Annotated in this window: 23 protein-coding genes; 10 read left to right on the plus strand and 13 right to left on the minus strand. The window is 64.9% G+C overall.

From position 1 onward, the window contains the following. Positions 1–41: 41 nt before the first annotated feature. Together WN73_RS22050 and WN73_RS22055 are read left to right on the plus strand one after the other, a co-directional pair. Complete coding sequence (locus WN73_RS22050) at positions 42–1,298, plus strand: GNAT family N-acetyltransferase (protein WP_028171558.1); 1,257 nt, start codon at positions 42–44, stop codon at positions 1,296–1,298. A 60-nt stretch (positions 1,299–1,358) separates the two neighbouring features. Next, a complete protein-coding gene (locus tag WN73_RS22055) occupies positions 1,359–1,787 on the plus strand; it encodes an HIT domain-containing protein (RefSeq protein WP_028171557.1) in 429 nt (142 codons plus the stop codon). A gap of 122 nt (positions 1,788–1,909) precedes the next feature. Here WN73_RS22055 and tsaA read toward each other — a convergent pair whose 3' ends face one another. From tsaA to WN73_RS22075, 4 genes are all read right to left on the minus strand, one after another. Then, a complete protein-coding gene (tsaA, locus tag WN73_RS22060) occupies positions 1,910–2,401 on the minus strand; it encodes a tRNA (N6-threonylcarbamoyladenosine(37)-N6)-methyltransferase TrmO (protein WP_271554756.1) in 492 nt (163 codons plus the stop codon). Positions 2,402–2,431: 30 nt separating this feature from the next. Next, positions 2,432–2,782 (minus strand): AzlD domain-containing protein, encoded by a 351-nt coding sequence (locus tag WN73_RS22065; RefSeq protein ID WP_028171555.1) that lies wholly within the window; start codon positions 2,780–2,782, stop codon positions 2,432–2,434. Next, positions 2,779–3,519, minus strand: coding sequence for an AzlC family ABC transporter permease (locus WN73_RS22070; RefSeq protein WP_060912523.1), 741 nt, complete (start codon positions 3,517–3,519; stop codon positions 2,779–2,781). Before WN73_RS22070 ends, WN73_RS22065 begins: the two co-directional genes overlap by 4 nt. A 255-nt stretch (positions 3,520–3,774) precedes the next feature. After that, positions 3,775–4,797, minus strand: a complete 1,023-nt coding sequence (locus WN73_RS22075) for a lytic transglycosylase domain-containing protein (protein WP_231166498.1) — start codon at positions 4,795–4,797, stop codon at positions 3,775–3,777. A 39-nt stretch (positions 4,798–4,836) separates the two neighbouring features. Here WN73_RS22075 and WN73_RS22080 point away from each other — a divergent pair, with 39 nt between their 5' ends. Continuing rightward, a complete protein-coding gene (locus WN73_RS22080) occupies positions 4,837–5,853 on the plus strand; it encodes a TRAP transporter substrate-binding protein (RefSeq protein WP_028171552.1) in 1,017 nt (338 codons plus the stop codon). A 70-nt stretch (positions 5,854–5,923) separates the two neighbouring features. Here the strand turns inward: WN73_RS22080 and WN73_RS22085 are convergent, their stop codons facing one another. From WN73_RS22085 to WN73_RS22120, 8 genes are all read right to left on the minus strand, one after another. Continuing rightward, a complete protein-coding gene (locus WN73_RS22085; protein ID WP_011087899.1) occupies positions 5,924–6,124 on the minus strand; it encodes a hypothetical protein in 201 nt (66 codons plus the stop codon). A gap of 44 nt (positions 6,125–6,168) precedes the next feature. Then, positions 6,169–6,411: a hypothetical protein gene (locus tag WN73_RS22090; RefSeq protein ID WP_028171551.1), complete on the minus strand. Its 243-nt coding sequence runs from the start codon at positions 6,409–6,411 to the stop codon at positions 6,169–6,171. A 55-nt stretch (positions 6,412–6,466) separates the two neighbouring features. Then, positions 6,467–7,765, minus strand: coding sequence for a glycoside hydrolase family 130 protein (locus WN73_RS22095; RefSeq protein WP_028171550.1), 1,299 nt, complete (start codon positions 7,763–7,765; stop codon positions 6,467–6,469). A 34-nt stretch (positions 7,766–7,799) separates the two neighbouring features. After that, positions 7,800–10,085: a glycosyltransferase family 4 protein gene (locus WN73_RS22100; protein WP_028171549.1), complete on the minus strand. Its 2,286-nt coding sequence runs from the start codon at positions 10,083–10,085 to the stop codon at positions 7,800–7,802. Then, positions 10,082–11,008 (minus strand): class I mannose-6-phosphate isomerase, encoded by a 927-nt coding sequence (locus WN73_RS22105; protein WP_028171548.1) that lies wholly within the window; start codon positions 11,006–11,008, stop codon positions 10,082–10,084. Before WN73_RS22105 ends, WN73_RS22100 begins: the two co-directional genes overlap by 4 nt. Positions 11,009–11,018: 10 nt before the next feature. Continuing rightward, positions 11,019–11,390 (minus strand): hypothetical protein, encoded by a 372-nt coding sequence (locus WN73_RS22110; protein WP_039184670.1) that lies wholly within the window; start codon positions 11,388–11,390, stop codon positions 11,019–11,021. A 75-nt stretch (positions 11,391–11,465) separates the two neighbouring features. Further along, a complete protein-coding gene (locus WN73_RS22115) occupies positions 11,466–11,714 on the minus strand; it encodes a hypothetical protein (protein WP_028171546.1) in 249 nt (82 codons plus the stop codon). 87 nt (positions 11,715–11,801) lie between these two features. Continuing rightward, the gene (locus tag WN73_RS22120) at positions 11,802–11,969 is read right to left on the minus strand and encodes a hypothetical protein (protein ID WP_231166499.1); all 168 of its coding nucleotides are present in this window, start codon (positions 11,967–11,969) and stop codon (positions 11,802–11,804) included. A gap of 190 nt (positions 11,970–12,159) precedes the next feature. Here WN73_RS22120 and WN73_RS22125 point away from each other — a divergent pair, with 190 nt between their 5' ends. The 7 genes from WN73_RS22125 (at position 12,160) to WN73_RS22155 (ending at position 17,353) form a co-directional block, all read left to right on the plus strand. Further along, a complete protein-coding gene (locus WN73_RS22125; RefSeq protein WP_131234181.1) occupies positions 12,160–12,483 on the plus strand; it encodes a hypothetical protein in 324 nt (107 codons plus the stop codon). Between the two features lie 70 nt (positions 12,484–12,553). After that, on the plus strand, positions 12,554–13,192 hold the full coding sequence (locus WN73_RS22130) for an HAD family hydrolase (RefSeq protein ID WP_028171544.1): 639 nt from the start codon (positions 12,554–12,556) through the stop codon (positions 13,190–13,192). A gap of 151 nt (positions 13,193–13,343) precedes the next feature. Beyond that, complete coding sequence (locus WN73_RS22135; RefSeq protein ID WP_244660567.1) at positions 13,344–13,535, plus strand: hypothetical protein; 192 nt, start codon at positions 13,344–13,346, stop codon at positions 13,533–13,535. Between the two features lie 115 nt (positions 13,536–13,650). Next, positions 13,651–14,676, plus strand: coding sequence for an aldo/keto reductase (locus WN73_RS22140; RefSeq protein WP_028171542.1), 1,026 nt, complete (start codon positions 13,651–13,653; stop codon positions 14,674–14,676). A 251-nt stretch (positions 14,677–14,927) separates the two neighbouring features. Beyond that, entirely contained in the window at positions 14,928–15,266 is a 339-nt protein-coding gene (locus WN73_RS22145; RefSeq protein WP_028171541.1) for a c-type cytochrome, read from the plus strand. 79 nt (positions 15,267–15,345) lie between these two features. Further along, positions 15,346–16,767 carry an MFS transporter gene (locus tag WN73_RS22150; RefSeq protein ID WP_028171540.1) on the plus strand — a complete coding sequence of 474 codons (1,422 nt, stop codon included), beginning with the start codon at positions 15,346–15,348 and terminating at the stop codon, positions 16,765–16,767. A gap of 127 nt (positions 16,768–16,894) precedes the next feature. Beyond that, entirely contained in the window at positions 16,895–17,353 is a 459-nt protein-coding gene (locus tag WN73_RS22155; RefSeq protein WP_028171539.1) for a PEGA domain-containing protein, read from the plus strand. Positions 17,354–17,423: 70 nt separating this feature from the next. On the opposite strand, the gene clpA is transcribed toward WN73_RS22155, so the two are convergent. Then, positions 17,424–19,832 (minus strand): ATP-dependent Clp protease ATP-binding subunit ClpA, encoded by a 2,409-nt coding sequence (clpA, locus tag WN73_RS22160; RefSeq protein WP_011087911.1) that lies wholly within the window; start codon positions 19,830–19,832, stop codon positions 17,424–17,426. Between the last annotated feature and the right edge of the window lie 75 nt (positions 19,833–19,907).

Consider the following 19,907-nt stretch of genomic DNA (forward strand, 5'->3'; position numbering starts at 1 on the left):
CCCTCTTGAAGTCGCTGCTGCAATGCACGATCTTGGGCACGATGGCATCAACCGAAATCACGCTCGAGGCCGTACCGTCTATTGGCGAAGTGTCGCCCGAAGATTGGGACGCCTGCGCAAATCCCGGCAAGGCTCTTATCGAAAAGGCTTGCAACGGGCATGGCAAGGGATCCTCATCCGGGCTTCCAGGCGATTCGGCCGGTCTCTTAAAGCCTGCCTATAACCCGTTCGTCTCGCACGCGTTTCTCTCCGCCGTCGAGAAATCGGGTTCGGCAACGATCCGCACAGGATGGGGACCCCGGCATCTGGTCGCCAAGATCGACGGCCGCGTTGCCGGCGTCGTGCCCTGCTATCTGAAATCGCATTCGCAGGGCGAATACGTCTTCGACCGCGGCTGGGCTGACGCCTACGAGCGGGCCGGCGGGCGCTACTATCCCAAGCTCCAGGTCTCGGTTCCCTTCACCCCGGCGACCGGGCCGCGGCTGCTGGTCCGCGACGGTGTCGACCGCGAGCGCATCATGGAGGCATTGGCGAGCGGGCTGGTGGCGCTGTGCGGGGTCAGCAAGGCCTCCTCTGTGCACGTCACCTTCGCGCGGGAGGCGGAGTGGAAGCTGCTCGCCGGGCACGGCTTCCTCCAGCGCACCGACCAGCAGTTCCACTGGCACAACGAGGGTTTTGCGAGCTTCGACGACTTCCTCGCCACCCTGAACTCGCGCCACCGCAAATCGATCAAGCGCGAACGCCGCGACGCGCTCGCGTCCGGCATCACCATCCACTGGCTCACCGGAAAAGACATCACCGAGGAGGCCTGGGACGCCTTCTTCGAATTCTACATGGAGACCGGCTCGCGCAAATGGGGCCGTCCGTATCTGACGCGCGAGTTCTTCTCGCTGATCGGCGAGACCATGAGCGAGGACGTGCTGCTGGTGATGGCGCGCCGCAATGGCCGCTGGATCGCGGGCGCGATCAACTTCATCGGCTCGGACACGCTGTTCGGCCGCAACTGGGGCGCGGTCGAGCATCATCCGTTCCTGCATTTCGAGGTCTGCTACTATCAGGCGATCGATTTCGCGATCACCCGCGGCCTCACACACGTCGAGGCCGGCGCGCAAGGCGAGCACAAGATCGCGCGCGGCTACCTGCCGAAGACGACCCATTCCGCCCACTTCATTGCCGATCCGGGCCTGCGCCGCGCCATCGACGATTACCTCAAGCGCGAGCGCGCCTATGTCGCCGAGGCCGGACGGGAGCTGGCCGAGCTCGGCCCGTTCCGGAAAGGCGCCGACGAGGCGCCTTGACGGTTCGATGCGGCTGGTGACAGTAAGCGCAAAATTCCGAGGAGCCGCCGAGGAGCTGCCATGACCGCCTACGACGCCAACAACATCTTCGCAAAGATCCTGCGCGGCGAGTTTCCCTGCCACAAGGTCTATGAGGACGAGCACGTCTTCGCCTTCCTCGACATCATGCCGCGGGTGCCGGGCCATACGCTGGTGATCCCGACGGCCCCTGCCCGCAACATCCTCGACATCAAGCCCGACGACTACGCCCATGTCGCTCGCGGCGCGCACAGGATCGCCGCCGCGGCGATGAAGGCGTTCAAGGCCGACGGCATCACCGTGCAACAGTTCAACGAGCCGGCCGGCGGACAGGTGGTGTTTCACCTGCACATGCACGTCTTGCCGCGCCACGACGGGGTGGCGATGCTGCCGCCCGCGAGCCGCAAGGAAGACGTCAAGGTGCTGGAAGAGAACGCGACCAAGCTGATCGCGGCGCTGAAGGCGGGCTGACTTTCTCCACATCGTCATTCCGGGGCGCGCCTCTTGGCGCGAGCCCGGAATCCATTTCACGACGATCTCTGCGGCCCGATGGATTCCGGGCTCGACGCTTCGCATCGCCCCCGGAATGACGACTACTCCGTCTGGAAATCCCCGGCTTGCGGCGCGGCCAGTGGCGTGAACTCGCAGCGGTCGGGCTTGATGTCGATCAGCGGCGTGTTGTCGATGCAGTCGAGCCCGCGCACCAGAATGGCATTGCCCTCGATGCCGACCAGCTTGACGATCGAGGTGCCGATCGGGTTGGGCCTGACCGGCGAGCGCAGCGAGAACGTGCCGCGGGTCTTCTCGTTGTTCTTCGGGCTTTGCAGGATGATGTCGCGGCGCGACTTGTCGAGCCAGTAGAGCACTTCGAGATTGCTGTAGAAGTCGACGCCCTTGATGGCCGGCACGAACGGCTCGAAGATCTCGAGGCGGCAGATCGGGCCGTCGTGCCGCCCCTGCCGCGGCGTCTCCCGCCGCGACGTCCAGGGCGTGCGGATGCGGCCGATGAAGACGAGGCCGGCATCCTCTGCGGGCGGCAGCTCGATGGCGACCTCGCCCTCGCGGAGCTCGTTTTCGCGAACCATATTTCCAGTTCCTTGCTGTTCGCGAAGGTTTTAGCCCAACCACCACGTGCCGGCCAGCATGAAGACTTCGCCCGTGACAACGCCCGCGAAGATCGAGCGGCGGGTCAGCAGGAAGACAACGAGGCCGGCGCCGACCGCGCCGTAGCGCAGGACATCGGACACGCTTGCCAATGCGCCCGGCGGCTCGACCACAATCTGGGCGATAACGCCGGCCAGGATCGCGGTGGCGACCGCCCTCACCCAGACCAGCAGCTCGGAACCCTCGTCGATACCGCCGCCGAACCACAGGCCCAGCATGCGCCAGATCTGGTTGGGCACGACGCCGGCGACGAACAGGACTGCGAGCGCATGCCAGTCGCCGATGAGCTGTGCGAAACTCATGCGCGCACCTCCCGCCACCAATGCACGCCGTAGGCGATCGACCCGGCCACCACGCCGCTGACGAGGATGTCGAGGCCGGAGTTCATCTTCGCCGCCAGCGGATAGAGCAGAATCCCGAGCGCCAGCGCGACCACGTCGGCGACCTCGCGGCTGTTGCGCGCGGTCGAGAACAGGAAGGACAGCGGCGTCAGCAGCAGGATCGCGGCGCCAAGCGTCTGCGTCAGGTTGGCGGCGAGGAAATAGCCGACCGTGTTGGCGGTGAGGCACACCGAGACCAGGCCACAGCCGAGCCCGTGGACAAAGGCGATGCGCCGCTCGCGCGGCACCTGCGGCAGGAAGCGGTGGCATTCGACCCAGAGCGTCACGGCGGTGAGATGCGCGGCGAAGACCAGCTCGCGCCGTTTCGTCTTCGGCGTGCGCATCAGCGGCAGCACCGAGACCACCATCGGAAAGAGGCGGATCGCACTGACCGTCACCGCGATCGCCGATTGGATGACGGTCGCGCCCGAGCCGAGCGTCGTGATCAGGATGATCTGCGCGGGGCCTGCCCAGACGAACAGCGTCGAGCAGAGCGCCCAGAGCAGGCTGAAATGGGTGTCGTGGGCGAGCGCGCCGATGCCGAGATAGGTCACGAACAGCACGATGGTGAGGATCGTCTGCGTGATCGAGCGCAGCCCCCACGCAAAGGCGCGCCAAGGACTTTGCCATTGAGGTGAATCGAGCGGAGGAAGCGCCACGGGACGGCCGGCTGGGGTTACGGAATCGTGCCTGCATAACGGGCAATGCGGCGGTCCGCGTCAAGGAACCGCGCGGCGGAGCTGGCATGCGCACGGCCAACACCCGCCGCCGTCATTCCGGGGCGCGACGAAGTCGCGAGCTATGATGCGCAATTGCGCATCTGAGAATCCATCAGGCCGCAGAGATTGTTGAACAATGGATTCCGGGTTCGCGCCAAGGGGCGCGCCCCGGAATGACGGCGGGAGAGAGTTGCCCTACCCGCTCACACCGCGGTTCTTCAGCACGAAGCAGGCACCGCCAGCCTTGCGGATGCGGTTGCAGAGATCATCCGCCTCGCTGCGCGTATCCGCGCCGATGCGCACCTGGTAGAACGCGCGCGTGCCGCGGCTGCGCATCACCGAACTCAGCAGGCTCGGGTCGCGCTCGCCGATCACCGCGCTCAGCCGCGTGACCGCGCGGGAATACATCGCCAATGCCCTGTTGCGGTCGAAGCCGGCGGCGAGCTGCACGCCCCAGATCTTCGCGGCGGCCAGCTCTACATGCTGCTCGAGCTCGGCGACGAACGGATTCGGCGCGCGCTTCAACAGGGCCATGAGATCGCGGCAGCTCGTCGGCGGCGCGCTCGGCGGGCCCTTGCCGGTACCGCCGGCCTTCGCCCAGGCATCCACCGTCGCACCGGTGATGGCATAGACGTAATTGCGGGTCTGCTCCGGCATCGGGCCGGTACCGGCCAGCCATTCCTGGACGCGGCGCGGCCCCGCATTGTAGGCGGCCGCCGCAAGCCCGAGATTGCCGAACTGGTTGCGCAGCTCGTTCAAAAATTCGGCCGATTTCGGCAAGGCCTGAACCGGGTTGAACGGGTCAAGCAGCCCGCGCTCGCTCGCGGTGCCCGGCATGAACTGTGCGATCCCCTGCGCATGCTCGCCGCTGCGCGTCATGGGCCCCACCGCATCGGCCTGGAATCGGCTCTCCTGCCAGATCACGCGGGCGAAGAATTCCAGCGGCAGGTTGGCGTCCCGCGCGGCCGCCTCGACGATCAGGCAGATGGACTCCCGCGTGTCGCTCTCGCGCGCATCCGCTGGCTTCTGCGGCGGCGTCGCCAGCTCCTCGACGCTCGGCACCGCGACGTCGGTCCCCGCGGGCGAGCTGTCCCCTGCCGCGACCTCTGTCGCAGAGGTCAGCAGCACGGCAACGGCGAGTGATGCAATTCGCGCCAACACTGCCCAAGCATCGCTGTGGCGCACGCCGGCGCGGCATGCGAGAAGATGATCCGCCATGTTGTGGCATCGTGCCATGGTTCGACGAGTTGCCAGTATATGCTGCCTGACCTGCTTCTCCCAATGCGTTTCCCCGCCAAACGGATCCGCGCGATCCTTGCCCTCGCCGCCCTGGTCCTGTCCGCCGCGCCGGCCATGGCGCAAGTCAACTGGCGGATGACCACGGAATATCCGCAAAGCAACATTTCCGGGATCGGCCTCACCACTTTCGCCGACCGCGTCGCGGCGCGCACCAACGGTTTCGTGACCGTGGCCAACGCCTTCGACAACGAGCTCAAGATCAATTCGGGCGAGATGCCGCGCGCGGCGCTGGACGGCCGGATCGCCGGCGGCGATGCCTTTGCGGGCGCACTGTCCGGCCTCGACCCGGTGCTCGCCCTTTCTACCCTGCCCTTCCTGGTGCAATCGGTCGACGTCGCTCGCGCCACCAATGCGCGGGCACGCCCACTCTACGAAAAGGCGTTCGCCGCCCGCGGTCTCAAGCTGCTCTATCTGACGATCTGGCCGGCGACGGGCCTCTGGTCGGATCATGCGCTCGCAGGCGCCGACGATCTGCCAAAGCTGAACCTGCGGGCCTATGACGCCAGTTCCAGCGCGGTGATGCGCGCGGCCGGGGCCAATGCGCAGTTCCTGCCGATGGACAAAGCGCTCGCCGGATTGAAGGAGCACCAGCTGAACGCGTTCCTCACCTCCGGCGACGGCGGCGCGGGACGCAAGCTCTGGGACTTCCTGCCGCATTTCACGGCCATCAACTATGCGATGCCGGTCTCGATCGCCTTCGTCCGCAGCGAGGCGTTCGCGGAGCTGTCCGAGCCGATGCAGCGCGAGGTGATGGCGGCTGCGGCCGAGACCGAGCAGAGCCAGTTCGCGCTGCTGGCCCATCGCACGACCGAGAATTATGCGCGCATGCGCGACAACGGCGTCAACATCGCCGAGCCCGCACCGCCGTCCCTCGTCACCGCACTCCGCAACGCCGCGACGGACACGATCGCCACCTGGGAGACCCAGGCCGGCGCGGATGCGGCGGCGATCGTCGAATGGGCGAGACAGCAATAAGGGGTCGCAGCCATCGGCATGCGACCGCTCCCCTGCGACGAGATGTCGGCTGATTTCCCGTTGCGCTGCCTCAGTTCTTGACGGGCACCAGGCTTTCGCCGCTGATGGCGCGGTCGAGGGCGTCGATCAGCGCCTGAATCTCGACGAACTTGTTGCGCGCCCGCTCGGCCGTGTCGCGCACAAAGGGAGCGGCCAGCACTTTCGCATGCGCGTCTCTGTCCTCGATCATGCGATCGCGGGCCTTCTTCAGGGTTTCAAGTCGCTCGCTCATGTAGGCTCCTCTGAAAAGTATCTTCTCGATCGCAACCAGGGACTTTAGTCGAAGCCGGCCGGAATCTCGCCTTTCCGGAAAAACACCGTCGGCTCATCGTCATAGTCACCCATTTCGGCATCGCCGCTGGACGAGAACGCAACGACACCGAGCTTGCTCAAGGCCAGTCTCTCCGCCGTTCGCAGCGCGCCGCTCTCCGATTTGCAGACGATCGGAGAGTCGGCCTTGAGATTCCCGCCCTTGCCGGCATTGAACGCCTGCACGACGTAGGTTGTTTGGCGAACCATGACGGCTCCTCTGACCCTGTTGGCAAACGGAAGTGACGTCAACGACTGCGAACGCTCAGCGTCGCATCGCATCCATGAGCGCGGAAATCCTGATCGTTGCGAAACTGGAGAAGGTGTCCGACACGGCATATGGCAGGATGATCTGGTCATTGTGCCTCATCGCGCCGCAGGTATAGACGACGTTGGGGACATACCCTTCGCGCTCGGACGGTTCAGGCCGCAACAGCGGCTCGCTCGAACGCGCCAGCACCCTGGATGGATCGTGCTTGTCGAGCAGCGCCGCTCCGATCGAGTATTTCCGGATAGGGCCGACACCATGCGTCAGCAGCAGCCAGCCTTCGTCGAGTTCGATCGGCGACCCACAATTGCCGATCTGGACGAACTCCCAGGGAAACTGCGGTTTCAGAAGGGCCCGGCCGCCTTCCCATGTGGAGAGGTCGTCCGAATAGACCAGATACAGGTTCTCATTGTCCTGTCGCGCGATCATGGCATAGCTGCCGCCGATCTTGCGCGGGAACAGCGCCATGCCCTTGTTGTGGGCCGCAGCGCCCCGCAAAGGCGTCAGTCGAAACGACATGAAATCGCTGGTCTCGATCAATTCGGACCGGATCGCCCGCCCGCTGTAGGCCGTGTAGGTCGCGTAATAGGTCTTCCGATCGCCGTCGCTGAATTGGACAAAGCGCGCATCCTCGATGCCGTTCGATTGGGATTCGGTCACGGGAAAGATGACACGCTCGCTGAGATCTTCCTCGGGCCTGAACGTCAGCTCGACCCGGTCGCCGTCCGGGCCGGATGCGCGATGGCTGATCCGCGGGACCGAGGCAAGGCGAGCCGTCGGATCGACGGTCAGGCTCCCCTCAGCCGCGATCGTTCCGGTTCGAAACGTCAGCGACGACACATGCCCTTCGCCGATCGCCCGGAGACTGAGGATGAAGCGTTTGCCGCCCTCCGGGCTACCGGATTGATCGGGGTGCGGTACGATGCTCGGATTGAACAAGGCTGAGGCCTCGAACGAATACTCGCTGAGAAAATAGGCGCCGATCAGCTGGCGCTGGGCTTTCGAGAAGATACCATGCGTTGCGAAAGCATCCTCCATATCGTCGGCGCGGGCCTCGAACCTCTCCAGGAGGTTCCGATGTCGGCCCTCGAAATTATCGAGGACGTCCGCGAGCTGGGCCGCAACGGCTTCCGAATTAAGTGCGAGAACCCGCTCGACGATATGATTTGCGCGCATCTTGTCGGTCGGATTGAGATCGCGCGGTTCGGTCGCCGGCTTGAACGGCCGCACGATGACCCGCGCTGGATCGGGGCGCAGATGAAGTCCCTGCCGGTTCAGGAAGGAAGGTTGTGACACGGTATCCTCGGCTCGCTAGGTGGGAAGGTGAAGTTCAGGCGCCCACGGCGCGCAACGCGATCGGCCTTGTCAGGCTCGCGTTGACGCGCGCAAGCTGACGCATCTCGGCAAGGCCGAGGAGATAGCAAACGACCGACTCGCCCCCGCGGTTTTCGTTGGCGCGATCGGGGTGCAAGCCATCGCGGCAACTGCCGGTGAGCGGATCGACCAGCGCCACCGAGAGATCATTGCTGCCGAGAAACCAGGCGAAGGCTCGCGTTGCCATGGCCTTCCATTCGGCATCGCCATCCGCACGCCACGCCGTGAGGCAGGCCGCAATCGTCGCCGTTGCTTCCACCGGCTGCTGGTCGAAGGCACGGGGATGCTGCCGCTGCTCGCCGAAGCCAGAGGTGCCGACCGGCCGGAATTGACCTGCCGCGGTCGTTTGTTGCGTCATGAGCCAGCGCAACGACCGCAATCCCGCATCGATATATTGAGGCGTTTGCGTCGCCATGCCCGCGAGCATCAGGGCCTGCGGCAATCGCGCGTTGTCATAGGCCAGCCCCTCCTCGAACCACACCCAGTCCGGCGTCTCCACCGACGCCAGACAGGACATCAACCTGTCGGCAAGGGAATGCCGGACTTCCCTGGCGTGGAGATCGTCCGGCGCCACGGCGCAGTAGGCGTCCAAACCCAGCAGCATGAAGGCCCACGCGCGGGGCGAACGAAAGCTCTCCGCGATCGACAATGCCTGCGCGAACAAGGCCGCAGCCCACCGGCGCCGCGCCGGGCTCGCGTCCGTGCGCGCCGCCTCACCCAAGGCCCAGAGGGTCCGCCCGTGACTGTCCTCGGAGCCCCTGTCTTCAAGCCAGGTGCGATTGAAGCCCATGAAGTTGCGAAACTGCCCCGTGTCGGGGTTCCACGCGTGCTGCACAAAGGCGGCAAAGCGGGCCGTCAGGACCTCCGACAGCGGTTGCTCGCCCGGATTGTTGAGGGCGCAGGCCAGCAGCAACGCTCTGGCATTGTCGTCGACGCAATAGCCGTGCGCGCGATCGGGCACCGAATGCACCGCATGCTGGAGCAGGCCGACATCGTCGCACATCGACAGGAAGTGGCCGATCTGCATATCCGGCGGCGCGGGGCCACGCAGTCCCGGCAAGCCCATGTCGGAGCGCGCAAACACCCTGGGCCGGTGACCGTGCCGTGCCGTCTCGAAGACCGACATGTAACGCTCGGCCGTGCATTCCCACGTCATCATTCGGCTCGCGGCATAGGCGCGCCGAGACATCGCCTGCCGTCGCACGTCGTCGGTGAGCAAGTTTGCGATTTCGCCGCCGATCGCGGCGGCATCGCCGAACGGCACCAGGACTCCGCATCCCTCAGTGAGCAACTCGCGGGCGTGCCAGTACGGCGTCGAGACCACCGGCTTCCCCAGCCCAAAGCTGTAGGCTAGCGTCCCCGACGTCATCTGGGCCTCGTTGAGATAGGGCGTGACATAGACGTCGCACATCGAAATGAATTCGAGCAACGTTGCCAGATCGACGAACCGATCGAGGAACACCACGTGATCCTGGATGCCAAGTTCACGCACCCGCGCCATCAGGCCCTCGCGATAGGCCTCGCCCTGGTCTCGAACCAGATTCGGGTGCGTTGCGCCGAGCACGACGTAGACTGCGTCCGTGCAGCGCTTCATGATCGACGGCATGGCGTCGATCATGACCTCGATGCCCTTGTTGGGCGATAGCAGGCCGAAGGTCAGAATGACCGACTTTCCCGCAAATCCGAGTCTGGCTTTCGCTGCGTCGGACCCGACGAATGCGACATCGGGAATGCCGTGCGCAATTACCTCGATCTTGTCGTCCGGCACCAGGTAGACGTCACGCAACAGCTCCCGGCCCTTGTTGGCCATCACCACGACCTTCGACGACGCGTCGACGATACGCTCCACGACGGCGCGTTGCTTGGCCGTCGGACGCGCCAGCACGGTATGGAACGTCGTCACGACCGGCATGGTGAGGCGCGACAACAGCACCAGGATATGGGCGCCGGCCTCGCCGCCGAAAATCCCGAATTCGTGCTGGAGGCACACGATGTCGAACCGGCCGGCATTGAGGAAATCAGCGGCGCGCATGTAGTCGTCGATATGGCCGTCCTTGATCTGAAAAGCGACCGCCGGAGGATAGTCGTAGGCCTGACCGGGATCGGTCATCGCCACGATGCTGGTCTCCAGATCCGCACGCGACATCGAGATCGCCTTGTGCAAGTCGGTCGTGAAGGTTGCAATTCCGCATCGGCGAGGCAGCGAGTTGCCGATGACGGCGATACGGTGGAGCGGCGTCATGTCGGTACCTCGATGATTTCACTTGATGTCGGCGCCTGGGCGGCGGTGGAATTTTTCGTCAGTCCCGTACAATCCTGCAGCAAGGATGCGATGGGATCCGGTCCCGGATAGGCGAGCAGCATGCTCATCCCGCTCGGGCCAATGTCGATACCGGCGCTGTCGGCCTCAATGAAGATGGCCTCTCCGACGGTCACGTTCGCCCGTCCGATGCGCCCCTTCCCGTCGATCACGAGGAGCCAGGCTTCCCGATCGGTATCGAGCTCCCAATGCGAATTGGCTTGAAGATCGATCCGCTCGAGCACGAAAGGCGAGCTCGCGACGAGAACCGTACGACCGTCGGTGAGACGCCGCGGAGGCAATTGCGTTGGCGGCGGCCAGGCATCGGAGGCGGCCACGGCACTGTCCTCATGCAACTCGCGCTGCCGGCCAAAATCGAACAGACGGAATGTCGTATCGCTCTGCTGCTGAATCTCGGCGAGCACGATATTGGCGCCGATGGCGTGGATCGTGCCGCCGGGAACGAAGATGACGTCGCCTGGCGCGGCAGGACGCCATTGCACATGGCCCGCAATCGAGCCGTCCCTGATTGCCGCGCGCAATGCCTGCGGCGTGAGTTTCCGCTTCAACCCCAGCGCAACCCGCGCGCCCGGCGGCGCCGACAGGATGTACCACGCCTCCGTCTTCCCGTTCGGCAAGCCGATGGCGTGTGCGAATTCGTCATTCGGGTGAACCTGGATCGACAAGGGCTGGCTGGTGAACAGCAGCTTGAGCAGGAGCGCCGGGCTGGGCGCACGCTTGTCGATACGCCCAAGCCGCAACTCACCGACCGGATCAGCCGAAGCGTCGATGCTGCTCCAGGGACGCAGATCGACGCGGCCCCAGGGTTTGCGGGCGATCTCGACGGCGGCATGCTCGATGGTCATCCTGTCCGGCTCAAGCCAGCCGATGGAATGCCGGCGGCAACGGCTCGCGCACGAGCTCGCTCAGATCAAGGGCCTCACCACTTTCCTCAATGTCCGAGACCAGAACCTCGACAAACGGGTGTTGGCGGTTGAGCGTGACTCCAAGCTGGTACTTTGCACTGACGATGCGCTCGATCGACGCAAGATTCAGTTTGCCGAGCGCATTGTACTGACCACGGAACAGGCTTTGTTTGCCGACACGATGCGCGACCGAGGCGACCCAGATATCCATCACCTTGCGGCCAATGAACGCCTCGACCGGCTTAGCGCCATCCCGCGCGCTCAGTCGCAGCCCGTCCATGGTATGTGGCCCGTCATCGACGCCAAATTGTTTAAGTGACATGACAGATCCTCCCGTTAATGGCGCTTGTTCACGCCGTCAGCCCGCTGCCACGCCCGCGCTGCCTGGTTACAAGCCTCAACAACCGCGACAGATATTCTTCAGCTTCGCCGCGGTTCGGGCCTCTTCCGCAACGAATGGATCCTTGTATGGGGCCCGAGATATGTCGATTTCCACGGCAATGGACTTCTTCACCTTTGGAGGAAACGCGGCGTCGTAACAGGCGAGCCGTCCGCTCGTGCTTTCGATCTCGCGGCAGTCAGATTCACCGGCGATAGCGCCTTGCGCGAATGCGCCGAGCGTCAATACGACAAGGAGCGTTTTCATCCAGATACCTTTCCGGGGCGGCGTTCACACGAGGCATTCTCTTGCGATGGACCCAGGCGCGCCATGTGACGAACCGCAGGCGTCACCTCATGCCTCGAACTGGTCGAACTCATCGGAGAGCAGAATCCGGCCTTGCGGTGTGCATATCCGCACGTCGAGATAGCCTTCCTGCAACAGCTCCCTCGCCTTCTTCAAAGCAGCAGCCGTTGTGGTGCGACCCAAGCTGACGTAGCCGCTTTGATCGCGCGCGCTCACCAGATATTGCAGTGGCGTCCTATCCACGCAGAAAAGCCGCCGCAGCCACCAGAAGCAGTAGAAACATCGGGACGATCACTGGCGGCACGATCCAGTCGGCCAGACGAAATCGAGGCATGCACGCTCTTCCTCGTTCGGCGGGAGCGCTCGTGACCCTCAGTCACCGATGGAAGCCGTGGGAAGGGCGGTGATGACGCGACTCTACGCTTACGTCCCGCCAATAGCGAGCTTTATAACGGGGCGCGACATCAGCGAACGCGATTTCGACGGACCAACCATTTCGAATTGTCTGAAATGCCGCGGCAACAAGACGGCTGACGGCGCCGGATCCGAGATTGCTCCTGGTTTCCTCGCCAAATCTGTCCGCGAGCGCCGCCTTCCTGAACCTCTCCGCAGCCTGTGCCGACCGACGCATACCGGGAGATTGCATTGTCCGGAACAAGCTCAGCGCCGCCAGGCATTATTCAGCTTGGTCGCGCTGCATTCTGATCGTCGAATGCGCACGACGGCATGATGCAAGGGTCTTGACTTGAGGCCCGATCCAATTAGCAACGGGCGGCAGTCTCCACGCCGGTTCCGCATTGATGATGACAATCTATTTCGATCTCGACGGCACCCTGACCAACCCGAAGCCTGGGATCACCCGCTCGATCCAATACGCGCTTGAGCGCTTGAACCTCGCGGTGCCGAGCGAGGACAAGCTGACCTGGTGCATCGGGCCTCCGCTGCATGCCAGCCTGAAAAAGCTGACGGGCACCGACGAGCTCGCCGACCGGGCGCTGCTGCTCTATCGTGAGCGCTTTGCCGATATCGGCCTGTTCGAAAACGAGGCCTATGCCGGCATCACGGACACCTTGGCGACGCTGGCCGCGACAACACCGCGCATGTTCGTCGCCACCAGCAAGCCCGCGGTCTACGCCACGCGCATCGTCGATCATTTCGGCCTGAAGCCCTATTTCGAACGCGTGTTCGGCTCCGAGCTCGACGGCACACGCGTCGACAAGCGCGACCTGCTCCGCTACGCCCTCGACGAAGCCAGGGTCGATCCCACCAGTGCGATCATGATCGGCGACCGCAGCCATGACGTGGTCGGCGCCCGGACCAACGGCATGACCGCGATCGGCGTGCTCTATGGCTATGGCAGCGAGGCCGAGCTGCGGGACGCCGGCGCGCATCACATCTGTGCCGCGCATCCGGACTTGCTCGGCCATTGCCTGGCGTAGGACGCCCATCCCGGTCCGCCATCACCGCAAGCCTTCGTCCTGAGCGAAGGCAGCGCTCGGCAATTCCAGATTGTCTTGGTTGGCAGCCTGCATCAGGCTGGCACGCATGAGGACTCACGCCACGACAAGCGGATCCGAGCTGTTGCTGGGCATGATCGCGATCCGGCTCGCGGCGCTGGTCGTGGTGGGCTGGAGCCTTGCGTTCCTGCCGCGGCAGGCGCGCACCGTTGAGCTCGCCTGCACGCCCTCTGTCGCAGCAGCAATCAAGACGCAGGCTTCAGTGGAAACCGTCGGCCCGCGCGTCGTCGATGCCGCGTTCGACGACATGCTTCGGCACGACTAGAGCGTTCCCGAGCAAGGCCGGTATGTGACTGCGCGATAGGACAAGGCGCTCGCTTGCGCTAACTTCGGCGCCAAGGCCGCATCGATCAACCAGCGGCCAGCCGAGGAGCATATCGATGGAATACCGACGCTTGGGCCGGTCAGGCCTCATGGTGCCCGCTCTGAGTCTTGGAACCGGCACCTTCGGCGGCGTCGGCCGCCTCGCTGCGTGGGGCACCACGGACGCGAGCGAAGCCCGCCGCCTTCTCGATATCTGTCTCGAGGCCGGCGTGTCGATGTTCGACACCGCCGACGTCTATTCGCTCGGCGAGTCCGAGCGTGTTCTCGGCGAAGCCATCAAGGGCCGCCGCGACAAGGTTTTGGTCTCGACCAAGGCGACGTTCCGCTTCGGCGACGGGCCCAACGATATCGGCTCGTCACGGCAGCATCTGCTCGCGGCCATCGACGGCTCGCTCGCCCGGCTCGGCACCGACTACATCGACCTGTTCCAGCTCCATGGCTTCGACGCCTTCACCCCGCCTGAAGAGGTGCTCGCCACCCTCGACGTGCTCGTGCGCGCCGGCAAGATCCGCTATGTCGGCGTTTCGAACTTTTCAGGCTGGCACCTGATGAAGTCGCTCTCCGTCTCCGACAAGCACGGCTTCCCGCGCTACGTCGCCAATCAGACCTACTATTCATTGATCGGCCGCGACTATGAGTGGGAGCTGATGCCGCTCGGCCTCGACCAGGGGATCGGCGCCGTGGTCTGGTCGCCGCTCGGATGGGGACGCCTCACTGGAAAGATCCGCCGGGGGCAGCCGAAGCCCGAGGTCAGCCGCCTGCCCAAGACTGCCGATTTCGGCCCGCCCGTGCCGGACGAGCACGTCTATCGTGTGGTCGACGCGATCGACGAGGTCGCCAGGGAGACGGGAAAGAGCGTCTCGCAGATTGCGCTGAACTGGCTGCTCCAGCGTCCGACGGTCTCGACGCTGATCATCGGCGCGCGCAACGAGACGCAGCTGCGCGAAAATCTCGGCGCGGTCGGCTGGTCGTTGACCAAGGACCAGATCGCAAAGCTCGATGCTGCGAGCAAGGTGACGCTGCCCTATCCCTACTGGCACCAGCGCACGACCTTCACCGACCGCAATCCGCCGGCGGTGTAGCGCGCCCGGGCTTGAGCTGCATCAAGCCCGCTCGCGTCGGCCGTGGCATCGTACGGCCCTCGCGAGGCTTCCGATGCGCCGATTTGCCATGAAGGCCCTGTTTACGGCCCTCACTTTCAGAAAGGGTGAGAGAGAGAGGATCGATTGGGATCGCCGCATTCTGATCTTCTCGACAGTGGTAACGATCGTTTTGATCGCACTCTACGTCTGGAGCAAGGCAAACTCGCGCTGAGAATGACGGGGAATGCTCGATGAAGAGGTTCGCGCCGGCCCTGCTGGCCGTTGCCGTGCTACGGAGCACCGGTAGTCAAGCCACGGACTTCGAGCAGCGGCACGCTGAAGCACTGTTGCAGCGGATGTGCTCGCGGTGCCACGCGGTCGGCAAGACCGGCACGAGCCCGAACAAGGTGGCGCCGCCGTTTCGCCGCCTCGGCGAGAACAAGCTCTACGATCCCGATTTCATGCAGCGCCTTCAGGACGGCTACAGCAGCATTCACCGCTTCATGCCGACGTTTCGATTCGGCCGCGACGACGCCGAGGCCGTGGTAAACTACCTCAGAGCGATTCAGGAGCCGCAGAAGCCGAAATAGCCATCGGCTTTGGCTGGAACCATCCCGGGTCGGATCAAGTTGCGAACGAGCAACTGCGCCTCAACCGAACACGATTACCATGTCGTCCGCCCCAACAGTGCATGCCGACGGCCTGCCGCAGCCCCAGCGCAACCAGGCGATCCTGACCATTGCGCTCGGCATCATCATGGCGGTGGTCGACAGCGCCATCGCCAACGTCGCGCTGCCGACGATCGCGGCCGACCTCGACGCGAGCCCGGCCTTCTCGATCTGGATCGTCAACGGCTACCAGCTCGCGATCACCATCTCGCTGCTGCCTCTGGCTTCGCTCGGCGAGATCGTCGGCTATCGCCGCGTCTATCTGGTCGGGCTCGTGCTGTTCACGCTCGCATCCGCCTTCTGCGCGCTGGCGCATACGCTGCCGCTGCTGACGGTCGCACGCATCGTCCAGGGCTTTGGCGCGGCCGGCATCATGAGCGTCAACGCGGCGCTGGTGCGCTTCACCTATCCGCGCAGTCTGCTCGGCCGCGGCATCGGGCTCAATGCTCTTGTCGTCGCTTGCTCGGCCGCGGTCGGCCCGACGCTCGCGGCCGGCATCCTCGCGGTCGGAAGCTGGCCCTGGCTGTTTGCCATCAACGTGCCGCTCGGCGCGGTGACGCTGGTGCTCGGCCTGCGCAGCCTGCCGCACACCAAGCCCGCGAGCCATTCCTTCGACTGGCAGAGCGCGGGTCTCTCCGCGATCACCTTCGGCGTCGGCATTGCCGCGATCGACAGCGTCGGCCATGGCGAGGCCGCGCTCACCTGCCTCGTCCAGTTCGCCATCGCTCTCGTCGCCGGTGCGCTGCTGATCTACCGCGAGACACACATGGCCTCGCCGCTGCTGCCGGTCGACCTCTTGCGCATCCCGGTGTTCGCACTGTCGATCGCGACCTCGATCGCGTCGTTCTGCGGGCAGATGCTGGCCTTCGTCGCGATCCCGTTCTATCTCCAGAGCCGCTTCGGCTATTCCGCCGTGCATATGGGCCTCTTGATCACGCCGTGGCCGATCGCGATCGCCTTCGCGGCCCCCCTCGCCGGCCGCCTGGTCGAGCATTATCCGGCGGGCCTGCTCGGCGGCATCGGCCTCACGCTGTTCGCCTGCGGGCTCGGCGCGCTGGCCCTCCTGCCTGCCGCGCCAACGCCGCTCGACGTGATCTGGCGGATGGCGCTGGCCGGCGCCGGCTTCGGCCTGTTCCAGACCCCCAACAACCGCACCATGATCGCAGCCGCCCCGCGCGAGCGCGCCGGCGGCGCCAGCGGCATGCTGGGCACGGCGCGGCTGCTCGGCCAGACCACGGGCGCGGCGCTGGTGGCGCTGTTCCTCGGCCTCTATCCAATTGACGGAACCCGAGTCGCGCTCCTCGCTGGCGTCGGATTTGCGCTCTGCGGCGCGGTGCTGAGCATGCTGCGGCTCTCGCCCGCAGGCGCGCGCGGCGCCGAGCAAGTCCGCGTGCAGGACGACCAGCGCCTGCGCGGCGAATAGACCGGCCCACGCGCAGGTTCGCCCCCCTTCTCCGCACAACCGGTGCGTGGCTTAACTATCTGGACCAATGACGTATTGCCCTCCCGCCCTGGTTGCGCTTCACTGCGGACGGGACAAGGGGCATTTCATGCGTTCAATTGGAATTGTGGCGCTCAGCGTCATGCTGGGCGGCTGCGCGTCTGTCACGCGCGGCACGACCGAGAATATCAGCATCTCATCGACACCTTCAGGCGTTGAAGCCGTCGTCAGCGGAATGGAGGTTCCGACCACCTGCACGACGCCCTGCTCCGTGGTCGTCAAGCGGAACGCCGACATCTCCATCACCTTCCAGAAGGACGGCTACGAGCCGCAGATCGTCCCGCTCAGCCGCGACATACAGACCGGCGGCGCCGCCGGCTTTGCCGGCAATCTCTTGCTGGGCGGTGTCGTCGGCATGGGGGTCGATGCCGCGACGGGCGCGGCAACCGATCACAAGCCGAATCCGGTCATCGTCACGATGCAGCCGTCCGCTCCCGCCCGCGCACGGCCAACCGCGCCGAAGAAACCGCGGCCGCCTGCGGCACCCGCGCCTGACACCGGCACTTAAAGCCCCGCACTGCGACACAAACAAAAAGGCCGGCTGAACAGCCGGCCTTTTCGATTTCATCACGCGCCGATCAAGCCTTGACCAGCGGCCCCTTGGAGGTCGGCCCCTTCGAGCCGCCGGGGCCGCCCGGCTTGGGCTTGCCCGGCGGGCGCTTGCGGGCGCCGGGCAACTTTTCCTGCTTCGGCGTGACCGGGCCTTCGACGAACTCGAAGCCGATCTTCTCCTTGGTCTCGTCGGCCTCGTCCTTGACCAGGACGACGCGGACGTGGCCACCGCTCTTGAGCTTGCCGAACAGCACCTCGTCGGCCAGCGGCTTCTTGATGTGCTCCTGGATCACGCGGGCCATCGGCCGCGCGCCCATCTGCTCGTCATAGCCGTGCTGAACCAGCCAGGCCTTGGCGGGCTCGGACAGCTCGATGGTGACGTCGCGGTCGCCGAGCTGAGCCTCGAGCTGGAGCACGAACTTCTCGACCACCGTGCCGATCACCTCGACGCTGAGATGGCTGAACGAGACGATGGCATCGAGGCGGTTGCGGAATTCCGGCGCGAACTGCCGGTTGATCGCCTCGTGGTCGTCGCCTTCCCGCTTCGAGCGGGTGAAGCCAAACGCCTGCTTGGCCAGATCCGAAGCACCCGCATTCGTGGTCATGATCAGGATCACGTTGCGGAAATTGACCTGCTTGCCGTTGTGGTCGGTGAGCCGGCCGTGATCCATGATCTGGAGCAGCACGTTGTAGAGGTCGGGATGTGCCTTCTCGATCTCGTCGAGCAGCACCACGCAATGCGGATGCTGGTCGACGCCGTCGGTGAGCAGGCCGCCCTGGTCGAAACCGACATAGCCGGGAGGCGCGCCGATCAGGCGCGACACGGTGTGCCGCTCCATGTATTCGGACATGTCGAAGCGCAGCAGCTCGACGCCGAGCGACGCCGCGAGCTGCTTTGCGACCTCGGTCTTGCCGACGCCGGTGGGCCCGGAGAACAGGTAGCAGCCGATCGGCTTCTCCGGCTCGCGCAGGCCGGCACGCGCCAGCTTGATCGAAGCGGCGAGCGACTCGATCGCCTTGTCCTGGCCGAACACGGTGCGCTTCAGCGTCTGCTCGAGATGCTTGAGCACCTCGGCATCGTCCTTCGACACGCTCTTGGGCGGGATCCGCGCCATCGAGGCGATCGTGGTTTCGATCTCCTTGATGCCGATGGTCTTCTTGCGCTTGTTCTCGGCGACCAGCATCTGCGCCGCACCGGATTCGTCGATCACGTCGATCGCCTTGTCGGGCAGCTTGCGGTCGTGGATGTAGCGCGAGGAGAGCTGCACCGCAGCCTCGATCGCCTCATTGGTGTACTTCAGCCGGTGGTAGTCCTCGAAATACGGCTTGAGGCCCTTGAGGATCGCGATCGCGTCCTCCACCGTCGGCTCGTTGATGTCGATCTTCTGGAAGCGCCGCACCAGCGCGCGGTCCTTCTCGAAGTGCTGGCGGTATTCCTTGTAGGTGGTCGAGCCCATGCAACGGATCGTGCCCGAGGCAAGCGCCGGCTTGAGCAGGTTCGAGGCATCCATCGCCCCGCCCGACGTCGCGCCCGCACCGATCACGGTGTGGATCTCGTCGATGAACAGGATGGCGTTGGGATGCGCCTCGAGCTCCTTCAGCACCTGCTTCAGGCGCTCCTCGAAGTCGCCGCGATAGCGCGTGCCCGCAAGCAGCGTACCCATGTCCAGCGAAAACACGGTGGCAGCCGCCAGCACCTCGGGCACCTCGCTGTCGACGATGCGCTTGGCGAGGCCCTCCGCGATCGCGGTCTTGCCGACGCCGGCTTCGCCCACGAACAGCGGGTTGTTCTTCTGCCGGCGGCACAGCACCTGGATCGCGCGGTTGATCTCGGAATTGCGTCCGATCACCGGATCGATCTTGCCGTCGCGCGCCTTCTTGTTGAGGTTGACGCAATAGGTCTCGAGCGCTTCGCCCTTCTTCTTGGCGTCGTCGCTGCCCTTGGTCTCGGTCTCCTCGTCGACGCCGCGCACGGGGCGGGCCTCGGAGACGCCCGGCCGCTTGGCGATGCCGTGGCTGATGTAGTTGACGGCGTCGTAGCGCGTCATGTCCTGCTCTTGCAGGAAGTACGCGGCGTGGCTCTCGCGCTCGGCGAAGATCGCGATCAGCACGTTGGCACCGGTCACCTCTTCGCGACCGGAGGATTGCACGTGGATCACCGCGCGCTGGATCACGCGCTGGAAACCGGCGGTCGGCTTGGCATCGTCGGCGCCATCCGTCACCAGGTTCTCGAATTCGGTCTCAAGATAGTTGACGAGGCTCGTGCGGAGCTTGTCGAGATCGACGCTACAGGCGCGCATGACGGCGGCTGCATCGGAGTCGTCGATCAGGGAGAGCAAGAGATGCTCGAGCGTCGCGTATTGGTGATGACGCTCGTTTGCGATCGCCAGCGCACGATGCAGGGATTGTTCAAGGCTTTGAGAAAAAGTCGGCATTCGCGTCCTCTATGGCCCCCACCATCATGATCGTCCTCGCCCGGTCAGGCAACAACAACCTTTGTCACATATAGT

The sequence above is a fragment of the Bradyrhizobium sp. CCBAU 45394 genome, from assembly GCF_028128655.1.
Lineage (GTDB): Bacteria > Pseudomonadota > Alphaproteobacteria > Rhizobiales > Xanthobacteraceae > Bradyrhizobium > Bradyrhizobium diazoefficiens.

What these genes read in the sequence shown, in the direction of transcription:
- WN73_RS22050 (WP_028171558.1), top strand. Translation starts at nt 42, where the DNA reads ATGGCATCAACCGAAATCACGCTCGAGGCCGTACCGTCTATTGGCGAA.
- WN73_RS22055 (WP_028171557.1), top strand. Translation starts at nt 1,359, where the DNA reads ATGACCGCCTACGACGCCAACAACATCTTCGCAAAGATCCTGCGCGGC.
- tsaA (WP_271554756.1), bottom strand. Translation starts at nt 2,401, where the DNA reads ATGGTTCGCGAAAACGAGCTCCGCGAGGGCGAGGTCGCCATCGAGCTG.
- WN73_RS22065 (WP_028171555.1), bottom strand. Translation starts at nt 2,782, where the DNA reads ATGAGTTTCGCACAGCTCATCGGCGACTGGCATGCGCTCGCAGTCCTG.
- WN73_RS22075 (WP_231166498.1), bottom strand. Translation starts at nt 4,797, where the DNA reads ATGGCGGATCATCTTCTCGCATGCCGCGCCGGCGTGCGCCACAGCGAT.
- WN73_RS22080 (WP_028171552.1), top strand. Translation starts at nt 4,837, where the DNA reads ATGCTGCCTGACCTGCTTCTCCCAATGCGTTTCCCCGCCAAACGGATC.
- WN73_RS22085 (WP_011087899.1), bottom strand. Translation starts at nt 6,124, where the DNA reads ATGAGCGAGCGACTTGAAACCCTGAAGAAGGCCCGCGATCGCATGATC.
- WN73_RS22090 (WP_028171551.1), bottom strand. Translation starts at nt 6,411, where the DNA reads ATGGTTCGCCAAACAACCTACGTCGTGCAGGCGTTCAATGCCGGCAAG.
- WN73_RS22100 (WP_028171549.1), bottom strand. Translation starts at nt 10,085, where the DNA reads ATGACGCCGCTCCACCGTATCGCCGTCATCGGCAACTCGCTGCCTCGC.
- WN73_RS22105 (WP_028171548.1), bottom strand. Translation starts at nt 11,008, where the DNA reads ATGACCATCGAGCATGCCGCCGTCGAGATCGCCCGCAAACCCTGGGGC.
- WN73_RS22110 (WP_039184670.1), bottom strand. Translation starts at nt 11,390, where the DNA reads ATGTCACTTAAACAATTTGGCGTCGATGACGGGCCACATACCATGGAC.
- WN73_RS22115 (WP_028171546.1), bottom strand. Translation starts at nt 11,714, where the DNA reads ATGAAAACGCTCCTTGTCGTATTGACGCTCGGCGCATTCGCGCAAGGC.
- WN73_RS22125 (WP_131234181.1), top strand. Translation starts at nt 12,160, where the DNA reads ATGACGCGACTCTACGCTTACGTCCCGCCAATAGCGAGCTTTATAACG.
- WN73_RS22130 (WP_028171544.1), top strand. Translation starts at nt 12,554, where the DNA reads ATGATGACAATCTATTTCGATCTCGACGGCACCCTGACCAACCCGAAG.
- WN73_RS22135 (WP_244660567.1), top strand. Translation starts at nt 13,344, where the DNA reads ATGATCGCGATCCGGCTCGCGGCGCTGGTCGTGGTGGGCTGGAGCCTT.
- WN73_RS22140 (WP_028171542.1), top strand. Translation starts at nt 13,651, where the DNA reads ATGGAATACCGACGCTTGGGCCGGTCAGGCCTCATGGTGCCCGCTCTG.
- WN73_RS22145 (WP_028171541.1), top strand. Translation starts at nt 14,928, where the DNA reads ATGAAGAGGTTCGCGCCGGCCCTGCTGGCCGTTGCCGTGCTACGGAGC.
- WN73_RS22150 (WP_028171540.1), top strand. Translation starts at nt 15,346, where the DNA reads ATGTCGTCCGCCCCAACAGTGCATGCCGACGGCCTGCCGCAGCCCCAG.
- WN73_RS22155 (WP_028171539.1), top strand. Translation starts at nt 16,895, where the DNA reads ATGCGTTCAATTGGAATTGTGGCGCTCAGCGTCATGCTGGGCGGCTGC.
- clpA (WP_011087911.1), bottom strand. Translation starts at nt 19,832, where the DNA reads ATGCCGACTTTTTCTCAAAGCCTTGAACAATCCCTGCATCGTGCGCTG.